At 37.3% G+C, this 17,942-nt stretch carries 21 protein-coding genes and 1 tRNA gene; 4 read left to right on the top strand and 18 right to left on the bottom strand.

What is annotated here, in order from left to right; genetic code table 11:
• Nucleotides 1-4 precede the first annotated feature (4 nt).
• The 13 genes from DDY94_RS06615 to pdxA all read right to left on the bottom strand — a co-directional run bounded on the left by DDY94_RS06615 (nucleotide 5) and on the right by pdxA (nucleotide 12,388).
• Complete coding sequence (locus DDY94_RS06615; RefSeq protein ID WP_111683260.1) at nucleotides 5-1,057, bottom strand: type III polyketide synthase; 1,053 nt, start codon at nucleotides 1,055-1,057, stop codon at nucleotides 5-7.
• Nucleotides 1,058-1,768 (bottom strand): methyltransferase domain-containing protein, encoded by a 711-nt coding sequence (locus DDY94_RS06610; protein ID WP_111683259.1) that lies wholly within the window; start codon nucleotides 1,766-1,768, stop codon nucleotides 1,058-1,060.
• Nucleotides 1,765-2,898, bottom strand: a complete 1,134-nt coding sequence (locus DDY94_RS06605; protein WP_111683258.1) for an NAD(P)/FAD-dependent oxidoreductase — start codon at nucleotides 2,896-2,898, stop codon at nucleotides 1,765-1,767. The genes DDY94_RS06610 and DDY94_RS06605 overlap by 4 nt, the downstream gene beginning before the upstream one ends.
• Nucleotides 2,898-3,413, bottom strand: a complete 516-nt coding sequence (locus DDY94_RS06600; protein ID WP_111683257.1) for a YceI family protein — start codon at nucleotides 3,411-3,413, stop codon at nucleotides 2,898-2,900. The genes DDY94_RS06605 and DDY94_RS06600 overlap by 1 nt, the downstream gene beginning before the upstream one ends.
• Nucleotides 3,414-3,477: 64 nt before the next feature.
• Nucleotides 3,478-3,927 (bottom strand): 3-oxoacyl-ACP synthase, encoded by a 450-nt coding sequence (locus DDY94_RS06595; RefSeq protein ID WP_111683256.1) that lies wholly within the window; start codon nucleotides 3,925-3,927, stop codon nucleotides 3,478-3,480.
• On the bottom strand, nucleotides 3,924-5,039 hold the full coding sequence (locus tag DDY94_RS06590) for an NAD(P)/FAD-dependent oxidoreductase (protein WP_111683255.1): 1,116 nt from the start codon (nucleotides 5,037-5,039) through the stop codon (nucleotides 3,924-3,926). The genes DDY94_RS06595 and DDY94_RS06590 overlap by 4 nt, the downstream gene beginning before the upstream one ends.
• Nucleotides 5,040-5,090: 51 nt before the next feature.
• Entirely contained in the window at nucleotides 5,091-7,217 is a 2,127-nt protein-coding gene (locus DDY94_RS06585) for a zinc-dependent metalloprotease (RefSeq protein ID WP_111683254.1), read from the bottom strand.
• A 174-nt stretch (nucleotides 7,218-7,391) separates the two neighbouring features.
• On the bottom strand, nucleotides 7,392-8,741 hold the full coding sequence (gene accC, locus DDY94_RS06580) for an acetyl-CoA carboxylase biotin carboxylase subunit (protein ID WP_111683253.1): 1,350 nt from the start codon (nucleotides 8,739-8,741) through the stop codon (nucleotides 7,392-7,394).
• 83 nt (nucleotides 8,742-8,824) lie between these two features.
• Nucleotides 8,825-9,310, bottom strand: coding sequence for an acetyl-CoA carboxylase biotin carboxyl carrier protein (gene accB, locus DDY94_RS06575; RefSeq protein WP_111683252.1), 486 nt, complete (start codon nucleotides 9,308-9,310; stop codon nucleotides 8,825-8,827).
• 29 nt (nucleotides 9,311-9,339) lie between these two features.
• Nucleotides 9,340-10,338 (bottom strand): beta-ketoacyl-ACP synthase III, encoded by a 999-nt coding sequence (locus DDY94_RS06570; RefSeq protein WP_111683251.1) that lies wholly within the window; start codon nucleotides 10,336-10,338, stop codon nucleotides 9,340-9,342.
• A gap of 178 nt (nucleotides 10,339-10,516) precedes the next feature.
• Nucleotides 10,517-10,720 carry a 50S ribosomal protein L32 gene (gene rpmF / locus DDY94_RS06565; RefSeq protein WP_111683250.1) on the bottom strand — a complete coding sequence of 68 codons (204 nt, stop codon included), beginning with the start codon at nucleotides 10,718-10,720 and terminating at the stop codon, nucleotides 10,517-10,519.
• Between the two features lie 8 nt (nucleotides 10,721-10,728).
• Nucleotides 10,729-11,268: a YceD family protein gene (locus tag DDY94_RS06560; RefSeq protein ID WP_111683377.1), complete on the bottom strand. Its 540-nt coding sequence runs from the start codon at nucleotides 11,266-11,268 to the stop codon at nucleotides 10,729-10,731.
• Between the two features lie 79 nt (nucleotides 11,269-11,347).
• Nucleotides 11,348-12,388 (bottom strand): 4-hydroxythreonine-4-phosphate dehydrogenase PdxA, encoded by a 1,041-nt coding sequence (gene pdxA, locus DDY94_RS06555; protein ID WP_111683249.1) that lies wholly within the window; start codon nucleotides 12,386-12,388, stop codon nucleotides 11,348-11,350.
• 99 nt (nucleotides 12,389-12,487) lie between these two features.
• Between pdxA and DDY94_RS06550 the strand changes: the two genes are divergently transcribed.
• A complete protein-coding gene (locus DDY94_RS06550) occupies nucleotides 12,488-13,078 on the top strand; it encodes a riboflavin synthase (RefSeq protein WP_111683248.1) in 591 nt (196 codons plus the stop codon).
• Here the strand turns inward: DDY94_RS06550 and DDY94_RS06545 are convergent.
• On the bottom strand, nucleotides 13,067-13,261 hold the full coding sequence (locus tag DDY94_RS06545) for a PID-CTERM protein-sorting domain-containing protein (RefSeq protein WP_111683376.1): 195 nt from the start codon (nucleotides 13,259-13,261) through the stop codon (nucleotides 13,067-13,069). The genes DDY94_RS06550 and DDY94_RS06545 overlap by 12 nt on opposite strands.
• Nucleotides 13,262-13,730: 469 nt before the next feature.
• Here DDY94_RS06545 and DDY94_RS16105 point away from each other — a divergent pair, with 469 nt between their 5' ends.
• The gene (locus DDY94_RS16105) at nucleotides 13,731-13,961 is read left to right on the top strand and encodes a hypothetical protein (protein WP_157957265.1); all 231 of its coding nucleotides are present in this window, start codon (nucleotides 13,731-13,733) and stop codon (nucleotides 13,959-13,961) included.
• A gap of 272 nt (nucleotides 13,962-14,233) precedes the next feature.
• Here DDY94_RS16105 and DDY94_RS06540 read toward each other — a convergent pair.
• Together DDY94_RS06540 and mce are read right to left on the bottom strand one after the other, a co-directional pair.
• Nucleotides 14,234-14,307, bottom strand: a tRNA-Ile gene (locus DDY94_RS06540).
• Nucleotides 14,308-14,382: 75 nt separating this feature from the next.
• The gene (mce, locus tag DDY94_RS06535; protein WP_111683247.1) at nucleotides 14,383-14,787 is read right to left on the bottom strand and encodes a methylmalonyl-CoA epimerase; all 405 of its coding nucleotides are present in this window, start codon (nucleotides 14,785-14,787) and stop codon (nucleotides 14,383-14,385) included.
• Nucleotides 14,788-14,895: 108 nt separating this feature from the next.
• Between mce and rbfA the strand changes: the two genes are divergently transcribed.
• Entirely contained in the window at nucleotides 14,896-15,288 is a 393-nt protein-coding gene (gene rbfA / locus DDY94_RS06530; RefSeq protein WP_111683246.1) for a 30S ribosome-binding factor RbfA, read from the top strand.
• Nucleotides 15,289-16,491 carry an ABC transporter permease gene (locus tag DDY94_RS06525; RefSeq protein ID WP_111683245.1) on the top strand — a complete coding sequence of 401 codons (1,203 nt, stop codon included), beginning with the start codon at nucleotides 15,289-15,291 and terminating at the stop codon, nucleotides 16,489-16,491.
• Here the strand turns inward: DDY94_RS06525 and dusB are convergent.
• Both dusB and DDY94_RS06515 read right to left on the bottom strand, forming a co-directional pair.
• Entirely contained in the window at nucleotides 16,488-17,480 is a 993-nt protein-coding gene (gene dusB / locus DDY94_RS06520; RefSeq protein WP_111683244.1) for a tRNA dihydrouridine synthase DusB, read from the bottom strand. The genes DDY94_RS06525 and dusB overlap by 4 nt on opposite strands.
• Nucleotides 17,481-17,501: 21 nt before the next feature.
• Nucleotides 17,502-17,897 (bottom strand): DUF4345 domain-containing protein, encoded by a 396-nt coding sequence (locus tag DDY94_RS06515; protein ID WP_111683243.1) that lies wholly within the window; start codon nucleotides 17,895-17,897, stop codon nucleotides 17,502-17,504.
• Between the last annotated feature and the right edge of the window lie 45 nt (nucleotides 17,898-17,942).

The following is a 17,942-nucleotide window of genomic DNA, read 5'->3' as shown; positions in this document are numbered from 1 at the left end:
TTTTCTACCATTCTAATAAAATCCGTTGCGCCGAGAAACCTGGGCCAAAACTCAACATTACACCTTTATCGCCTTTAGGCAATTGCCGGTCCATAAAGCGTTCTAAAACATAAAGTACGGTTGCACTACTCATATTTCCATATAGTCGAAGCACCTCTTTTGTGTCGTCGATATTTTTGCCTAGTTCTCCAAAAAGATCCTCTACCGTCTGAACAATTTTCTTTCCTCCAGGATGAAATACCAAATGGTCAACATCTTTAATAGTTAAATCATTACGTTCTAAAAACGGATGAATAATATTCGGAAAGTGATCTGCAATTGTTTGAGGTACCGTTTGGTCTAGTACCATTTGAAGCCCAGAATTCTTCAATTTAAATCCCATCATATGCTCAGCATTATAGAAATGATACATGGCTTCATCAATAATTTCTGGTCCCGATTCGCCTTCATGTGACGATAAAATTACACTTGCGCAACCGTCACCAAAAATAGCTGCGCTAACAATATTCACCATAGAATAATCCTCTAATTGAAAGGTTGCGGTAGGTGACTCTACAGCGATTACTACGGCACGTTTATTCGGATTGGCTTTAAGGAAATTCTTAGCATATAAAATCCCCGAAACCCCCGCAGCACAACCCATTTCGGTAACTGGTAAACGTACAATATCTTGTTTCATGTTTAGCCTGTTAATTAAATAGGCATCTAATGAGGGTATCATAATTCCGGTGCATGATACTGTGATGATATAATCGATATCTTTCGGTTGAAGTTTTGCCTTTTCGAGAGCCTTCAGAAGAGATTGCTCGGCAATTTTAACGCACTCTCTAATGTAGATATCGTTCTTTTCTTCAAAAGAGGTTTTTAAAAACACCTCTTCCGCATCCATAATGGAATATCGACGGTCTACCGCAGCATTTTCGAAGATCTTTAAAACTTTACGTTTAAAGCGTTCCTCCTGCCCTTCCATCCAAAGTTCAACGTAGGGTAGAATGTCTTTTGTTTCTCTCGTATATTGAGGCAGTTGTTTTGCAACTGATGTAATTCTTACAGCCATTTAGGTTGTTATTAGCCATTGGTAACGAAATGCCCATTTCCAACGGATTTGTGATTTGAGTTCTAATGTTTTCGAAATAGCTTCTAATTCTTCGCGCTTAAAGGCACGAAGTATTGACGTTAGCCCATCCTGCACAATCATGTGGTTAGAGATGGTCAGTCCCAATAATTTAAATAAAGCATAGGCCAGTCTACTTCTGTGAAGGTCATTTACAACAATACCGATGTTTGCTTTCTTTGAAATTGCGCCCAGAAGCTGATCTATTTCTTCTTGTTTAAAATGATGCAAAAACAACGTAGACAATACAATATCATAGTCTATTTTTTGAAATGCTTCGGAAAAAATATCTATTGCCTGATAATTGATATTATCATAATTAGAAGATAATTCTTTGGCGTAGTCTATAGCGTCTTGGTTGGCGTCAATGCCGATAAGTTCAAACTTATAGTGGTGCTTTTTGCCATATTCTGCTACAAGTCGAAGAATATCACCATGCCCACAACCAAGATCGATTATGGTATAAGTTCGATCCTTTGGTTTACCCTTTAGTAATTGTTCAATGCCATTAATGGTAACCTTATTGCCACCTAGCCACTTATTGATCTTGCCAAGTTTATCGAGCGTATCGCGCAGCAATTCGCCCTTCATGGAAAAATCGTCCATAATTTCGGTGGCATTACTTCGATATGTCGTATCTATAAAGAGACTCATTTTATGTCGATGGGTTTACCGTGCGTCATTCTTATTATTATTGGCACTAAAAATGGAAGCCTTCTTAAAAGTACGAGTAATTTTGGCGCCAACCAATCTTGTCTAAATAAATACGCAATGATATGTCCCATTCTTAGTCGTAGTTGAAATGTGCTATTCCAAGCTTTGGTATACCTTAACTCAAGTTGTTCTCTAGAAGTGATTTCATTATTGAGAAATCTCTCAATTAGGTCTGAAGCGATCTTAGCGCTTCGAATGGCCATTCCCATACCGTTACCACATAGGGGATGAATCATTCCGGCAGAATCACCACACATTAGAATATGATTTTCAACAGGATTTTTAGTCTCAAAAGAGATCTGACTTATAGTTAATGGTTTTTCAAACTCTGCCTTTGAATTTGAAAAAATCGCCTTCAGAGCTTCATTCTTAAAAACAACGTTTTCTTGAAATTGTTCAATATTTTTCAACTTTTTAAATGATTCATAATTGGTGATGTAACACAGATTGATATGATCATTCTCCACTTTTGAAACGCCACAGTAACCTCCTTTAAAATTATGAAGCGCCACTTTGGTATCCTCGAATTTACCCGACACGTGAATTTTTACACCTAAGTATGGTGACTTCTTTTTGATGAATGCTCTGTTGAATTGAACATCTAAATTTGATCGCTTTCCAAAAGCACCAATGGCAACTTTTGAAGTATAGATCTCATTGGATTTGGTTCTAATCTGAAATGATTCGTCCTTAAATTTTACACCTTCAACAGTATCTTGAAGGCTTTGAACACCTAACTTTTGTGCCAATTTGTAAAGCCGAAAATCCATTTCGTAGCGACTTATTCCGAAACCACCGAGTGGTAATTTTGCTTCTATCTTTTTATTGTTGTGTGTAGTGAGTTCAAACTCGGTAATTCGTTTTGCGCCAAATTCAAAAGGGTCAAAACCTAAATAGTTTAAGTAAGGTAGTACTTCGTTAGATACATATTCTCCACAAACTTTATGTCTTGGATAATCTTGTTTTTCAATCAATAAAACCTTGTATTCAGACTTTGCGAGATGGATCGCCGAAGTTAAACCCGCTAATCCGCCACCAATTACAATTACATCAAAGTCATTAGTAGTCATTAATTCTCTTGAAAATGAATCACTTCAATTTTTACAGTTTTGCTCATCACAAAACTTCCGCCGCCTACTTTAAAATCCTTCCGATTAATTTCGAATGAAGACACGATCTTTTTCGAATTACCAGTATTCGAAACCGTTACAGGAATGGTGATCGATTTCGTTTTTCCTTTAATACTTAGACTTGCATTAACCGTATAGTTACCGTTTGAAGTTTTAGTAATGGTCTTGCTTTTTAGTGTAATATACTTATGGTTTTCTGTATCGAAATAGTCTTCTTCTAATAAGTGTTCATCTCTACTATCAATTCCTGTTTCGATAGACGAAACCGTAATCTTTCCTGTTAGTTCAGTTAACTCTGAGTTATTATCGAAATTGGCATCAATTTCAAATGTGTTAAAATGCCCATCAACATTTACCCCTAAATTCTTAATTACAAATGAGATCGAGGATGCATTTTGGGCAAAGCTCAAATTGGCGAAAATCACCAATATTAATACTTTGATAAGGCGAAACATAGCTATTGTTTTTCATGTGAAGTTACAATAGTTTTTTGGCGTGATTGAAGAAATCAGATGATTTTTATAGAATTTTTGTGATTGTCAATTCTTCATCTCTAAATCTAACAGTTCCTCCTTCAGATTTAGACAATAATAATTGTGCTATAGGTGTTGCCATAGAAACGGCATAGAAGGTATCTTCACCCGCTCTTATTTCTCCGGCGCTTATGCCTAAAAAATAATTAGACTTTGAAGTGTAGACTACACTTCCTAAAGCTATGGTGCTTTGTTCTGCTTTCGGATTGATCTTATTAAGAATATCGAATTGCTTCTGAATTTCGGCCAGCTGTTGCCCTGCCTTTTCTCGTTCTATTTGAAGCATTGCTCGCCCAGTTTCGTGCTTATCGCCAGCCGAACTTTTGGTTTCAGACTCTAGAGCAGTCTGGATATCGGAAATGGTTTTTCGCACCACCACCAAGCGCTCTTTGAGCATATTTTGGCATTGCCTATATAGTCTTAATTTTAAACTCATTTTATAAGATTAGCAAGGTCTTTTCCAACACTACTGCCAATGGCAACGCCCATTCCGCCTAAACGAACCCCACATAGCACATTATCGTTTAGTGGTTTTACTATAGGTTTTTTCTGTGAACCGACGCCCATAATGCCAGACCATCGGTGTTCAATTTCAAAATGAGTGTTTGGTAAAATAGTTGTTCTTAATAGTTCTTCTAGTTTATTCTGAACCAGTTTGGTCTCACCAAACTCGGTGGTTTCTTCAGTTTTGAAATCGAGATTTCTACCGCCACCAAATAATAGTCTTTGGTCTATATTTCTGAAATAATAGTAGCCTTGATCGAGATGAAATGTTCCTTTCAAATGAAGGTTTTCAATGGGTTTTGTAATGAGCACCTGAGCTCTTGCTGGTTGAACGGTTTCATTTATCAATTGAGAGGCAAATCCGTTGGTAGCAACGAATAGTTTACGAGATTTAAGTTCAAAATCGGAAGTATGTATATGCACTTTGTCTCTATCATTTTCGATTGATTTTACAGTGCAATTATTCAATATTTTTATACCCGAAACGTAGGCCTTATGAAGTAGTGCTTGCATCATTTTGCCTGTATCGATCTGCCCTTCAAATTTATTGAATCCTATTTTTTGCGTAATATTTTCGAAACCAAAACGGTTATCGACAAAAGAAAACACCTCATTCTTAAATACGGGTTCAAGGAGTTTATTTATGGCATTTTTCTGGTCTAAACAGGTAGAATACAACTCTTCGTCTCGGTCTAAAAATAGTTCATAGCCACCGTTAGGTTGATAGTCTATAGTCTCATCGCCCAGCGTTTCTCTGAGTAAATTTAACCCATCAATACGCTTTTGAATAAGCTCTAAAACTTCTTGCTCTGTATGATTATTAAGATCATCAATAATTTCACTAAGACTACCGAAACAAGCAAAGCCAGCATTTTTGGTGCTCGCTCCTTGTGGTAATTTGCCTTTTTCCAGAACCAGAATATTCGATTTTGGGTATAATCGACGCAGTTCTAATGCACAGCTAAGTCCAACAATACCGCTACCAACAACGGTAAAGTCTACATTAGTAAGCCAGGATTTTATTTCCCAATAGGATAGATGCATAGTAACAAAAAAAGCTCCTAAAATTAGGAGCTTTTTATATTTTATGAAAAATTATTCAACGATAATCTTCTTAGTTACTTTTTGAGGTCCATCTGAAATACTTAATAAATATACACCAGACTGTGCTTCATTCAATTTAATTGCTTCTTCGAATCGACTTACACTATTGTAAGTGTTTCTCAATATAGCTCTACCTCTGATATCGTAAACTTCGATAACAATATCTTCTCCAGACTTTGGACTGAAGCCAATATTGAACTCTCCATTATTTGGATTAGGATAGATCTGTAAATTATCGAAACTAAATTCTGAAATACTTAATTGCTGTTCCGTACAAATCTCAATGGACCAAGCATTAAGTTGACCAGTATCTGCAGCAAATGTATCGGCTACAAAGAGCGTCCAGTCACCTTGGGCATCGAGACCAACAAAATCACTAAGACTACCATTTGGTGCAATCGTCATGTTTTCAATGGTAGATGCTGTTCCGCCAGGGCAAGAAATTGTCATCGCCGTATCATCAAAGGTAATATTAGTAAGATTGTTTTCAGAACCACAATCTTGTGCCCATAAATTCATGAAGGTTGTACCATCTGGGTGTACTAATTGTAAAATTAAATCCTGTACATATGTATGTGTTACATCAACTGTTACTGTCATACTTTCAATGGTTCCTGCATCAGGAATATTAATTACAGTACTCGCTACAGGCGTACCAATTCCTCCTCCTGCTTGACCATCAGTAATTGCCAATGGTAAATCTGGTGAGTTAGACGGATAGTCCGTACAAACAATCTCGGTACAGTTATTATTTAATGTAACATCAACAGTCTCTACTATTGCCGATGGTGATGATGTACCTGTAACAGTTATTGTATAAACACCTTGAGCTGTAGCACCAAGGTTTCCTACCGTAAGTGTAAACGGTCCATCAGAATTTCGTGATACAGGACTAAAAGTTGCTGTTGCTCCTGCTGGAAGACCGGTAGCACTAAATGTTGTTGTTTCAGAAAAACTCTGAACTGTCGTATAATCTAAATTGAAAACGGCCTGAGTATCAGTTGTTGGGCAAGTTAACAATTCAGTATCGTTTGCTGTTAAATTGAATCCTGGCGTGGCAGGTTGACAAACGTTCGAAGCAAAAAATGGTTGAAGTTGTGTCGCCACATAAGCTTCTGCAATTGACATCTGTCCTGCACTAAACATGTACATACATGCGTCATTTGCATAGTCCATATAGTTCATAATTAAAGCTGGCTGACCAGCAGAACAAGATGCTACGGATGTTGGTGGTGGGCAACCATAAGTACTATTAGCAACCTCAGGAGTATCTGCAATACCATCTCCACCGCCAATTCCACAAATACCTCCGCCATCAGCGTTGAAAGTGTGTAATAAGTTGAAGAAATGTCCTAACTCGTGAGTAGTAGTTCTTCCTAAATTGTACGGCGCGCCTGGTACAACAGAAGTACAACCCGCCCCAGAACCAAAGGCAAAGGTGTTCATTGTAACTGCATCACCAGCAAGTACACTACCTCCTAATGGAGAAAAACCAAGGATTCCGCCAGAAATTGGTCTTACAACAAAATTTAAATAGCCACTCCAGTTACCATCGGTGTTACTTCCGCCTCCAAAATTATAACCAATTGTAATTGCAGGATTTCCTTCTAAAAGTTCAGGATCTAATCCGGTTGGGTGGTTAGATGTAGCAATACAGAAAGAAATATTAGCGACACCAGCAGTGGTTCCTGGAAAGGATCCGCTAATTGCATTCCATGAGGCAATATCTGAATTCGTTGCCGAGTAGTCTGCATTTAATATGTCTATCTGATTTTGCGCCAAGGCCTCTAGACAAGATCTTTCAGCTTCACTTGCACTTGGAAAATGAACTGCAACAGGGATTTCTATAGTTCCTCCTCCATTACGTTGACTTATGTCGCTTCCTTCTAGGTATTTTTCTAATCTTAATTTGAAGGCCTTCTGTCTTTCCTCATATTCTCTTGCATACTCAGGGTCTTGCATCATTTCCTCCATGTATGCTTCCATAGAACATCTTTCAGGCTCAATAGCATTTTCATGTTCTTGTTGCGTGTTGTGTTTATTCTCTTGAGCAAATCCTTCTAAAGGAACGAATCCAATAAGGAGTGCAACAATAAAACAAAGAGTAAAATTTTTCATGTGGATTGAGTTAGTTAATATCTATTGTTTGAAGTAATTAACCTCAAATTTAACAAATTTTAAGAAAACTAACTTATTTATTGGATATACCCACAATATTTAACGCTATTCCGACGCGTTATGAAGAAATTTCTGAAATCTGGACGGTTGTTAGTCCAGATTTCAGATCAATATTTAGTCTTCCTCAGGTTGAATTTCAAAATCATCCATGAATTTAGTAGTATAATTTCCTGCTAAATAATCTGGATGTTCCATCAACTGTCTGTGGAAAGGAATGGTTGTTTTGATACCTTCTATGACAAACTCATCTAGAGCACGCTTCATTTTATTAATGGCTTCTTCGCGTGTTTGAGCTGTTGTGATCAATTTAGCGATCATTGAATCATAGTTAGGTGGTATGCTGTATCCTGCGTAAACGTGAGTGTCTAGACGAACCCCGTGCCCACCAGGGGCGTGAAGCGTGGTTATTTTACCAGGTGATGGTCTAAAATCGTTAAATGGATCTTCGGCATTAATTCTACACTCTATTGAATGTAAGTTTGGTGTATAGTTTTTTCCTGAAATAGGAACACCTGCAGCTACAAGAATCTGTTCCCTAATAAGGTCAAAATCTATCACCTGTTCTGTAATTGGGTGCTCTACCTGAATACGGGTATTCATCTCCATAAAGTAGAAGTTTCGGTGTTTATCTACCAAAAACTCCACAGTTCCTGCACCTTCATAGCTTATGAATTCAGCAGCCTTTACAGCGGCTTTACCCATTTTATCTCTAAGTTCATCAGTCATAAAAGGTGAAGGTACTTCCTCTGTTAACTTCTGATGACGTCTTTGAACTGAACAATCTCTTTCTGAAAGATGACACGCTTTTCCTCTTGAATCCCCAACAATCTGAATTTCGATATGTCTTGGCTCTTCAATGAGTTTTTCCATGTACATGTCGTCATTACCGAATGCTGCTTTAGATTCCATTCTTGCTGAATCCCAAGCAGGTTTAAGGTCTTCTTTTTTCCAGACGGCTCGCATCCCTTTACCACCACCACCGGCAGTAGCTTTCAGCATCACTGGATATCCTACTTCTTCAGCCAGCTTTTCGCATTCTTCAAAATCAGCAATTATGCCGTCACTTCCTGGTACACATGGTACACCTGCAGCCTTCATTGTTGCTTTGGCAGTAGCCTTATCTCCCATCTTTGCGATCATTTCTTCTGAAGCGCCGATGAATTTTATACCGTGTTCTTCACAGATCTTAGAAAATTTGGCGTTTTCAGAAAGAAAACCATATCCCGGGTGAATGGCATCAGCATTTGTAATTTCTGCTGCAGCGATAATATTTGAAATCTTTAAATAGGATTCTGGGCTAGGCGCCGGGCCTATACAAACAGCTTCGTCAGCAAACTTTACATGAAGACTATCTGCGTCTGCAGTAGAGTAAACAGCTACCGTCTTAATTCCCATTTCTTTACAGGTTCTAATAACACGCAGTGCTATTTCACCTCTATTAGCAATAAGTATCTTTTTAAACATAACTTTTGTTTTAAAAATTCAATTTCCAAGCACCAAATTCCAATAATTGGGTTCTGGGATTTGCAGATTGGAATTTTCAATTGTTATGACGGGTCGACCAAAAATAAAGGTTGATCAAACTCTACAGGAGAAGAGTCGTCTACTAAAACTTTTACAATCTTACCTGATACTTCAGATTCTATTTCGTTGAAAAGCTTCATAGCTTCAATAACACAAAGTACATCACCTTCTTTTACTTCAGTACCAACTTCTACAAAAACTGGTTTATCTGGTGACGGCTTACGATAGAATGTACCAATGATAGGAGATTTTACAGTAACGTATTTTGTGTCATCACTTGCTGGTGCTGAGGCTGCAGGAGCTTCAGGTGCTAGTGCAGCAGCTGGTGCTGGTGCAGGAGACTGAACTACCGGTGCAGCAGCTTGAACAGGTACTTGCTGAACTATTGTAGTTTCGCTATCAGAACCAGTTCTAATTGTAATTTTAACATCATCCATTTCTAACTTAACTTCACTTGCGCCAGATTTGGCTACAAACTTGATTAAGTTCTGAATTTCTTTTAAATCCATAGTATTTAGATATTTTTGTTAGTTAGTGTTTAGTTTGGGTTATAGGCCCATTTATAATAAATAGAACCCCAGGTAAATCCGCCTCCAAAGGCAGCAAAAATCAAATTATCGCCCTTTTTCAGTTTTGATTCGTAATCGTAAAGTAATAACGGTAATGTTGCAGAAGTTGTGTTGCCATACTTCTCAATATTCATCATTACTTTTTCATCTTCAAGATTAATTCGTTGTGCAGTGGCATCAATAATTCTCTTGTTGGCCTGGTGGGCTGCAAGCCAGGCAATATCTTTATTAGTTAAGTTGTTTCGTTTCAGAATACGTTCGGCTACATCAGCCATATTGAATACCGCATTTTTAAAAACCGTTCTTCCGTCTTGAAACACAAAATGTTTACCTTCATCAAAGGCTTCTTGTGTAATTGGATAGGATGATCCGCCATAGGTGGCTTGTAAAAACTCGCGTCCTTCACCATTACTTCTAAGAAGTTCGTCTTGCAAACCAAGGCCTTCTTCGTTAGGTTCAAACAATACGGCACCAGCGCCATCTCCAAAAATGATACAGGTAGCTCTGTCCTTATAATTAATAAACGATGAATTTTTATCTGCACCAATGAGTAGAACTTTCTTGTATCGACCAGATTCTATATAGGCTGCTGCTGTAGACATCCCGAATAAAAAACTAGAACAGGCTGCTTCTAAGTCGTATGAAAATGCGTTTGTAGCTCCGATTTGTGTTGCCGTGTAAGCCGCTGTTGAAGCTGCTTTCATATCTGGTGTGGCAGTACAAACTATTAGTAGTTCTATTTCTTTCGGGTCTAAGCCTGTTTTTTGAAGTAAGTCTTCAGCTGCTTTGATGGCTAAAAATGATGTTCCTTTTCCTTCGTCTTTTAGGATTCTACGTTCCTTAATTCCGGTACGCGTGGTAATCCATTCGTCATTTGTGTCTACCATAGTTTCTAGTACTTTGTTGGATAAAACAAAGTCTGGTAGATAGCCTCCGACAGCTGTAATTGCCGCTGTGATTTTACTCATTCTTAGCTTTTAGGTTAATTAAAAGTATTGAAAAATGACAAAAATCAATGCTTTTCAATGAATTTTTGGCATTTTTTGGCAAATAATTATGCAAATTAAGTGGTTTTTGGCCTATTCAGAAAATTTAAATAAAAAAAACGCTCAGGAGTGAGCGTTTTATTATATGCGTGCATAATAGTTATGCTAAGTTTTCTTCTTCAGCAGAGTTATCTATAAGAACCTGACCTCTGTAGTAAAGTTTTCCTTCGTGCCAGTGTGCTCTGTGATACAAGTGTGGCTCACCAGTCGTAGGGCAAGTTGCTATTTGAGGTACAGAAGCTTTATAATGCGTTCTTCTTTTATCTCTTCTTGTTCTAGATATTTTACGTTTTGGATGTGCCATTTTAAATGTTATTTATCCGTTAATAGTTTTTTTAAATTATTCCAACGAGGATCAATATCCTCAGATCCATTTTCATCATTCCCGTTCTCGGGGCTTAATTCTTCTAATTTTGAAAGTATATCTGACTTCAATGTGCCATCGGCAATTCCGGGATGAATACGTTTCGCAGGAACTGCTAATACAATAAGCTCATATATATATTGAGCAACATTGATCTCGTATTCGCCATGAGGTACAATCAGTATATCTTCATTATCATCATTGTATTCTGCTCCAAACTTTACAACAAGCTTAAAACTGTCTTCAATTGGCTGATTGTAAGGTTCATTTGTAAGGTCACAATTAACATTAACATGCCCTGAAGCGTCAAAATACAACTCTAATAGTGTTGTTTTTTTGATGAGTTTTAAGTCGATTTTTACATCGGCTTCATTAAACTCTTCAAATTCAAAATTATTAAAGAACGTTTGGTCTATTTGGTAATCAAAACTGTGTTCTCCTACTTTTAACCCAACAAATTGGATTGTGTATGCTTTTAATGCCTTCATTACCACACTCATTTTGAGCCTGCAAATATATAAAATTTTACTTATTTAAAGCTTAGATATCAACAAAATTTGTTAATATCTACTTTGAAGCTTTTTTAAGAGGATTTTTAGCGTAATGACTATAGTCTAATCTATTCTTATAGATTCTAATTGCCGTGTAAATAGCCTGAATAAAAGAATTTTCGTTGGCAGTTCCTTTTCCGGCAATTTCATAGGCTGTTCCATGATCTGGTGAGGTTCTTACTTTTGCCAGACCTGCAGTGTAATTCACACCGCCTCCAAACGCTATTGTTTTAAATGGAATAAGACCTTGATCGTGATAAGAAGCTATAACGGCATCAAAACTTTTGTAACTATTCGATCCAAAAAAACTATCCGCTGAATAAGGTCCATATACTAAGTGGCCTTCTTCTCTAATTTTTTCTAAAGCAGGTCTTAAAATGGTGTCATCTTCGTTTCCAATTACTCCATTATCCCCAGCGTGTGGATTAATAGCAAGCACAGCAACTTGGGGCTTTCTTACACCAAAATCTTGTTTTAGAGACTGTGTAACGGTAGCAATTTTTTCATTTATGAGCTCTTCTGTAATATGGTCTGTTGCATCCTTAAGTGGAACATGATCTGTAAGTAATCCAACCCGTAAGCCTTCGGTTACCATAAACATAAGGCTCTTTCCGTTAAGGGCTTTTGCTAGATAATCGGTATGACCAGGGAATTTGAAAGTATCAGATTGAATATTGTGTTTATTAATCGGGGCGGTTACAAGCACATCTATGCTTCCTTCTTTCAAGGCGTTGGTTGCTGCTTCGAGAGATTTAATAGCATATTGACCTATTTTCTGGTCCTCTTTACCGAACTCAATCTTTACGGGTTCTTTCCAAACGTTAACAACATTCACTTTACCATGAACCAATTTTTTAGGATGGTCTATATTAAAAAAGTTGATCTTACTTTTAAAATGGTTTTTAAAGAATTGCATGGTTTTACCCGATGCAAAAATAACTGGCGTACTTAGTTCGAGTGAACGCGTGTCTTCATAAGCTTTGATGATAATTTCTGGCCCTATACCGTTGAGGTCACCGACCGAAATACCAACTACAACTTTCTCTTCTCTCTTCATGCTCTTAACCGTTATCCTATTTTTGTATTAAAATCTATTAATGTATCTAATTGTGTGCTTAACTTTGCATTGCAAATTTAACTAAATAAAGTAGATTTAATGTTTACAGGTATTATTGAAAATTTAGGCATAGTAGAAAAATTAGAAAAGGAAAACGGAAACCTTCACTTAACTTTTAATTCGTCTATTACTGCTGAATTAAAAATAGATCAGAGTGTCGCACATAATGGTGTATGCTTAACCGTGGTTAATATTGAAAATGACAACTATGTGGTTACTGCCATTCAGGAAACTTTAGATAAAACCAATATTGGCGCACTTAAGGTGGGTGACCTGGTAAATATTGAACGCGCCATGAAATTAGGCGATCGATTAGATGGTCATATTGTTCAGGGGCATGTAGATCAGACTGCTGAATGTATTTCTATTTCTGAAGAAGATGGCAGTTGGGTTTTTACGTTTGAATATGACAAAGACCTCAGCAACATTACCATTGAAAAAGGGTCTATTACTGTAAATGGTGTTAGTCTAACTGTGGTTAACTCGAAAATCAATCAGTTTTCGGTAGCCATAATTCCTTACACTTACGAACATACTACTTTTAAAACCTTAAATGTTGGTGATAAGGTTAACTTAGAATTCGATGTCATCGGAAAATACGTAAAGCGCCTAAATGATCTAAGACAGTAAATCTGCTTTATTAGACATCTTATACGCTTTATAGATACCTAAACTTAAGGCTAGTATAAACAACATTAGTATTCCGCCGTCAATAGGAAGTCCTGGAGGAGGCGGTGGCATAGGGGGTGGCGGGGTAGCTCCTTGAGCCATAGAGGCGAAGCTCATGAAGAAAAATAAGATTGAGGCTAACATATTTTTTCTCTGCATGCTATTAATAATGGTGTAAAAGTATAAAAAAAACCGACCTAACAAAATAAATCTAATTAAAAAAACGTCTTTGAACGGTAAATATTGTCGATGAAATGCCTAAAATCTGCTCAAATTAGGGAAGATACGCACAATTTTAATCAGCATTTAACGCAAATATAATATTAATTTATAATCCAGCTTAAGATTGTTTGTGCTATTTATAATTAATGTATAAATTAATCTAAGCGCGTACAATTATTACCTCACAAAACAGCTATGTTGACTTCAATTCTATTCTCACTAAGATATCGATGCGATCTTGGGCTTTAAATAGGGGTGTCATTCAAATTTTTCTTTCTAATATCTCCGCTTATTAATTCAAGTTTACCACTTATTACATCGGTGCTCAAAATGATGATAATTTTTCTTTGTTTCAACTCAAATCCCTTGATAACATCAAATTTCTTACATAATGAAGAGAGTAATAGGCGTTGTATTATTTGCTATAAGTGGTCTCATTTTTCTATTTGGGTTATTTTCCGCGCCAGATCTTATTGCTTCTCTTTCCACAGCTGATGTAAAAAGTAATTCGTATAACTGGGGGGAGTTTTCGGGGCGTTTCACGGCATTTTTAACCATGATTGGTCTCGGATGTTTGTTTTTAATATGTGGTTTAACACTTTATAAGCAAAAATCTAAATAGTAGTCTTGAGTCTCTATTTGTAGTGAGACTATATAAGCTTTTGTCGTCTCCTTATTCTTCATATATACGTTTCCACAATCGTACCAATCTCATTGTTTACAAATCGAGCTTCTCGCCCAACTTTGTTGCACAAAAAAACCCCAGCATACGCTGAGGTTTGTAACACTTCGTGGTCCCACCTGGGCTCACTTCGACTTCGCTCAGTATAAACTTCTCGCCCAACTTTGTTGTACAAAAAAACCCCAGCTAACGCTGAGGTCTGTACCACTTCGTGGTCCCACCTGGGCTCGAACCAGGGACTTTCTGATTATGAGTCAGATACTCTAACCAACTGAGTTATAGGACCTATTGGCTTGTGCCAAACCCTTCATTTCTGAAGAGTGTGCAATATTACTATATATTTTAAAACTCTACAAGCATTTTAATCCCTAATGTCTTGGCATAGCTCTACTAGAACACTATTGGAAGACTTCGGGTGTAAAAAAGCAATTATCTTATTGTCGGCACCTTTTTTAGGCACTTTATGAATCATCGAAAAGCCTTTTTCTGTAAGTCGTTCAATTTCGGCTTCAATATCGTCGACAGCAAAAGCAATATGATGAATACCTTCCCCTTTTTTCTCAATAAATTTGGCAATCGGACTATCCTCATTGGTGGCTTGAAGCAATTCGATCTTATTTGGGCCACATTTAAAAAATGAGGTTTTTACACCTTCACTCTCAACCTCTTCAATTTTATAATGTGCCTCACCGAATAAAGCTTCAAAAAGGGCATTAGAGGCCTCTATATCTTTTACTGCAATTCCGATATGTTCTATTTTCTTCATTACTTTCTTATAATTTATGGCTCAAAGAACGTTATTCTTCTTATATAAAACTATGATTTTTGTTATATAAAAATACCATAATCCTTAAATATCCTATACTTTTGCAGCATGGAGAGTAATAGACAGAAAAAAATAGCGGGGATAATTCAACAAGATCTGGCAGAGGTGTTGCAACACGCAGCGTCTTCAGGTGGATTAAAGGGTGTAATCATTTCTGTTTCTAAAGTAAATGTTACTGTTGATCTATCTATTGCCAAAGTATATCTAAGCATTTTCCCAAATAATAAGGCTCAAGAATTAATTGATGGTATTAGGTCTAATACCCCACTAATAAGACACGAGCTTGCGCAACGCACACGTCATCAATTGCGACGCATGCCTCAACTCGAGTTTTTTATTGACGATTCCCTAGAATATATCGATGGCATTGAGCGTTCACTCAAGGGGGAAGAAAACCCGCTAGACGATACAGACCTTCTAGACAAGCGCAAAAAATCTTAAGTGAATTTTCCACTCTATATAGCAAAACGTTACCTGTTTTCTAAAAGCAGTAGTAATGCTATAAATATTATGACTCTAATTGCTTCGGGAGGTGTTATAATTGCATCGGCAGCACTCTTTATTGTATTGTCTGTTTTTGCCGGACTTAAAGATTACAGCCTTCAATTCTCATCGTTCGTTGATCCTGATCTGAAATTATTACCAACTACCGGAAAATCTTTTGTCTTTTCGGAGGATGATAAGTCAAAACTAAATGAGATTGCTGGTATTGCTTCTTATTCTGAAATTATTGAGGAGCGTATCATAATTAAGTCTGAAAACAAAAACCTTTTAGCCACTTTAAAAGGTGTTGACGCCAACTTTTTGAATGTCACCAACATAGATTCGATGGTGACTAAAGGTGGTTGGCTCTCGCCTGAAAGTAATGACGTGGTGTCGGGTTGGGGAATTTCAAACAATCTGTCTTTTGGAATTCTCGATTTCAGAAAGTCGCTTTCACTATATGTTCCGAAACCAGGTAAGGGCCAAATAAGTTCAGTCAGTAGCGCTTATAATTCAGTATTTGTGAATAATGTAGGGCTCTTCGATATTAATGAAGAACTAAATTCTGAATATGTGTTTTCAGATATTACTTTAGCCAAACAACTGCTAAATTACAAGACCGATCAAATTAGTGCCTTAGAATTAAAGCTCAACCCCGATGCTGATGAAGACCAAGTAAGAGAGGCTATTAATGCGGCTTTTAATTTTCAGTTTGATATTAAAAACAGGGAACAACTTAATGATGCCTTGTTCAAAATGCTAAATACCGAAAACCTAGCCATTTATTTAATTTTCACCCTTGTGATCATCATTGCTTTGTTTAATGTTATTGGCGCAATTATTATGATGATTCTCGATAAAAAGAAATCATTGAATACCCTTTTCAATTTAGGAACAGAGCCAAAAACCATAAAGTCGATTTTCTTTTGGCAAGGTAGCTTAATGACCATGGTAAGTGGTGTAATTGGTGTTACTCTTGGTCTTCTAATTGTTTACTTGCAACAAAGTTTTGAACTCGTTATGCTCACTCCCGAATTGGCTTATCCGGTGCGCTTAAAGGCTTTCAATATAGTATTGGTTCTAGCCACAATTTTTGCTTTAGGCATCATTGCTTCGCGAATTGCTTCACAACGTATAACGAAAAAATTAATTCAGACTTAAGCGAATTGATAATCAGCAAACTTCTCTAACACCTCATCGAAAGTATCGAAGACGTCTTTTGAATCGTCACTGGTTACCATTTTCATTCTGTATTCCTTGAAGTTTGGAATACCTTTAAAGTAATTGGTGTAATGTCTTCTGGTTTCAAAAACACCAAGCTTCTCCCCTTTCCAATCGATAGACATTTGCAAATGGCGCCTTGCAGCTTCAACGCGCTCTGGCATTGAAATTGGCGGTAAATGCTCACCTGTTTTAAAATAGTGTTTTACCTGCTTGAAAAACCATGGATTTCCGATAGATGCTCTTCCAATCATCGCACCATCGAGACCATAACTATCGCGCATTTCAGCCGCGCGTTCTGGGGTATTTACATCACCATTTCCGAACACAGGAATGTGCATTCTTGGATTGTTTTTCACCTCGGCAATTGGCTTCCAATCGGCATTGCCTTTATACATCTGCGCTCTGGTTCTGCCGTGAATAGCTATCGATTTAATCCCAACATCCTGAAGTCTTTCAGCCACCTCAACAATCTTTATAGAGTCGTGATCCCAGCCTAACCTGGTTTTAACGGTTACTGGTAAATTGGTGCGTTTAACCATTTCGGCCGTTAGCTTTTCCATCAGACAAACGTCTTTCAAAATACCTGCACCTGCGCCTTTAGACACCACTTTCTTTACAGGGCAGCCGAAATTAATGTCAATAATGTCTGGGTTAGAACGCTCAACGATGTCTATCGTTTGAAGCATGCTGTCCATATTGGCACCAAAGATCTGAATACCAACAGGACGTTCTTTTTCATAAATATCGAGCTTCATAACGCTTTTGGCGGCATTACGAATAAGGCCTTCGCTAGACACAAACTCCGTATAGACCACATCAGCCCCTTGCTCTTTACAAAGCGCACGGAACGGCGGATCGCTAACGTCTTCCATAGGAGCTAGCAACAACGGAAATTCTCCTAATTCTATGTTGTCTATTTTAACCAAGCCAAAATTTTTGATGCAAAGCTAAGACTTTTTCAGGTATTTACTATTCAGAAGCCAAACACCATAGCTACCAAGTACCAACTCCCCAAAAGTTCCGTAGATATAGGCTTCGGAAGGAAGCCCGTCAATAATGATGCTCAAAATTCTTCCAAAGGATAGGGCAAGCATAAAGACCATATTTGAAATTAAGGCGGATTTCAAGTAGGCGGATTTCAAAATTCCTAAGATCCAGAGAATCGAAAATCCGATGTAAAGACACATTACGGCTTTAGAAAAATTCTGCTCGTCAATGGTGTTGAAATTCAGATTTAAAAAATCACCAAAGTCGAAGCCATAAATAATAGCAGCTGGAATAACAACGCAGATCGAAATGACCAAATGAATCTTGGTAATTACTGCTGCGGGAGATAATTTCATGCTATATAGACCTATTTTAAACTTTCAACTTGAAAGATTTTGTAT

Source organism: Winogradskyella tangerina, from assembly GCF_003260205.1.
Lineage (GTDB): Bacteria > Bacteroidota > Bacteroidia > Flavobacteriales > Flavobacteriaceae > Winogradskyella > Winogradskyella tangerina.
This window is presented reverse-complemented; position numbering and strand designations above follow the sequence as displayed.

Coding starts and splice junctions, on each gene's coding strand:
- DDY94_RS06615 (WP_111683260.1), bottom strand. CDS start 1,057: ATGGCTGTAAGAATTACATCAGTTGCAAAACAACTGCCTCAATATACG.
- DDY94_RS06610 (WP_111683259.1), bottom strand. CDS start 1,768: ATGAGTCTCTTTATAGATACGACATATCGAAGTAATGCCACCGAAATT.
- DDY94_RS06605 (WP_111683258.1), bottom strand. CDS start 2,898: ATGACTACTAATGACTTTGATGTAATTGTAATTGGTGGCGGATTAGCG.
- DDY94_RS06600 (WP_111683257.1), bottom strand. CDS start 3,413: ATGTTTCGCCTTATCAAAGTATTAATATTGGTGATTTTCGCCAATTTG.
- DDY94_RS06595 (WP_111683256.1), bottom strand. CDS start 3,927: ATGAGTTTAAAATTAAGACTATATAGGCAATGCCAAAATATGCTCAAA.
- DDY94_RS06590 (WP_111683255.1), bottom strand. CDS start 5,039: ATGCATCTATCCTATTGGGAAATAAAATCCTGGCTTACTAATGTAGAC.
- DDY94_RS06585 (WP_111683254.1), bottom strand. CDS start 7,217: ATGAAAAATTTTACTCTTTGTTTTATTGTTGCACTCCTTATTGGATTC.
- accC (WP_111683253.1), bottom strand. CDS start 8,741: ATGTTTAAAAAGATACTTATTGCTAATAGAGGTGAAATAGCACTGCGT.
- accB (WP_111683252.1), bottom strand. CDS start 9,310: ATGGATTTAAAAGAAATTCAGAACTTAATCAAGTTTGTAGCCAAATCT.
- DDY94_RS06570 (WP_111683251.1), bottom strand. CDS start 10,338: ATGAGTAAAATCACAGCGGCAATTACAGCTGTCGGAGGCTATCTACCA.
- rpmF (WP_111683250.1), bottom strand. CDS start 10,720: ATGGCACATCCAAAACGTAAAATATCTAGAACAAGAAGAGATAAAAGA.
- DDY94_RS06560 (WP_111683377.1), bottom strand. CDS start 11,268: ATGAAGGCATTAAAAGCATACACAATCCAATTTGTTGGGTTAAAAGTA.
- pdxA (WP_111683249.1), bottom strand. CDS start 12,388: ATGAAGAGAGAAGAGAAAGTTGTAGTTGGTATTTCGGTCGGTGACCTC.
- DDY94_RS06550 (WP_111683248.1), top strand. CDS start 12,488: ATGTTTACAGGTATTATTGAAAATTTAGGCATAGTAGAAAAATTAGAA.
- DDY94_RS06545 (WP_111683376.1), bottom strand. CDS start 13,261: ATGTTAGCCTCAATCTTATTTTTCTTCATGAGCTTCGCCTCTATGGCT.
- DDY94_RS16105 (WP_157957265.1), top strand. CDS start 13,731: ATGAAGAGAGTAATAGGCGTTGTATTATTTGCTATAAGTGGTCTCATT.
- mce (WP_111683247.1), bottom strand. CDS start 14,787: ATGAAGAAAATAGAACATATCGGAATTGCAGTAAAAGATATAGAGGCC.
- rbfA (WP_111683246.1), top strand. CDS start 14,896: ATGGAGAGTAATAGACAGAAAAAAATAGCGGGGATAATTCAACAAGAT.
- DDY94_RS06515 (WP_111683243.1), bottom strand. CDS start 17,897: ATGAAATTATCTCCCGCAGCAGTAATTACCAAGATTCATTTGGTCATT.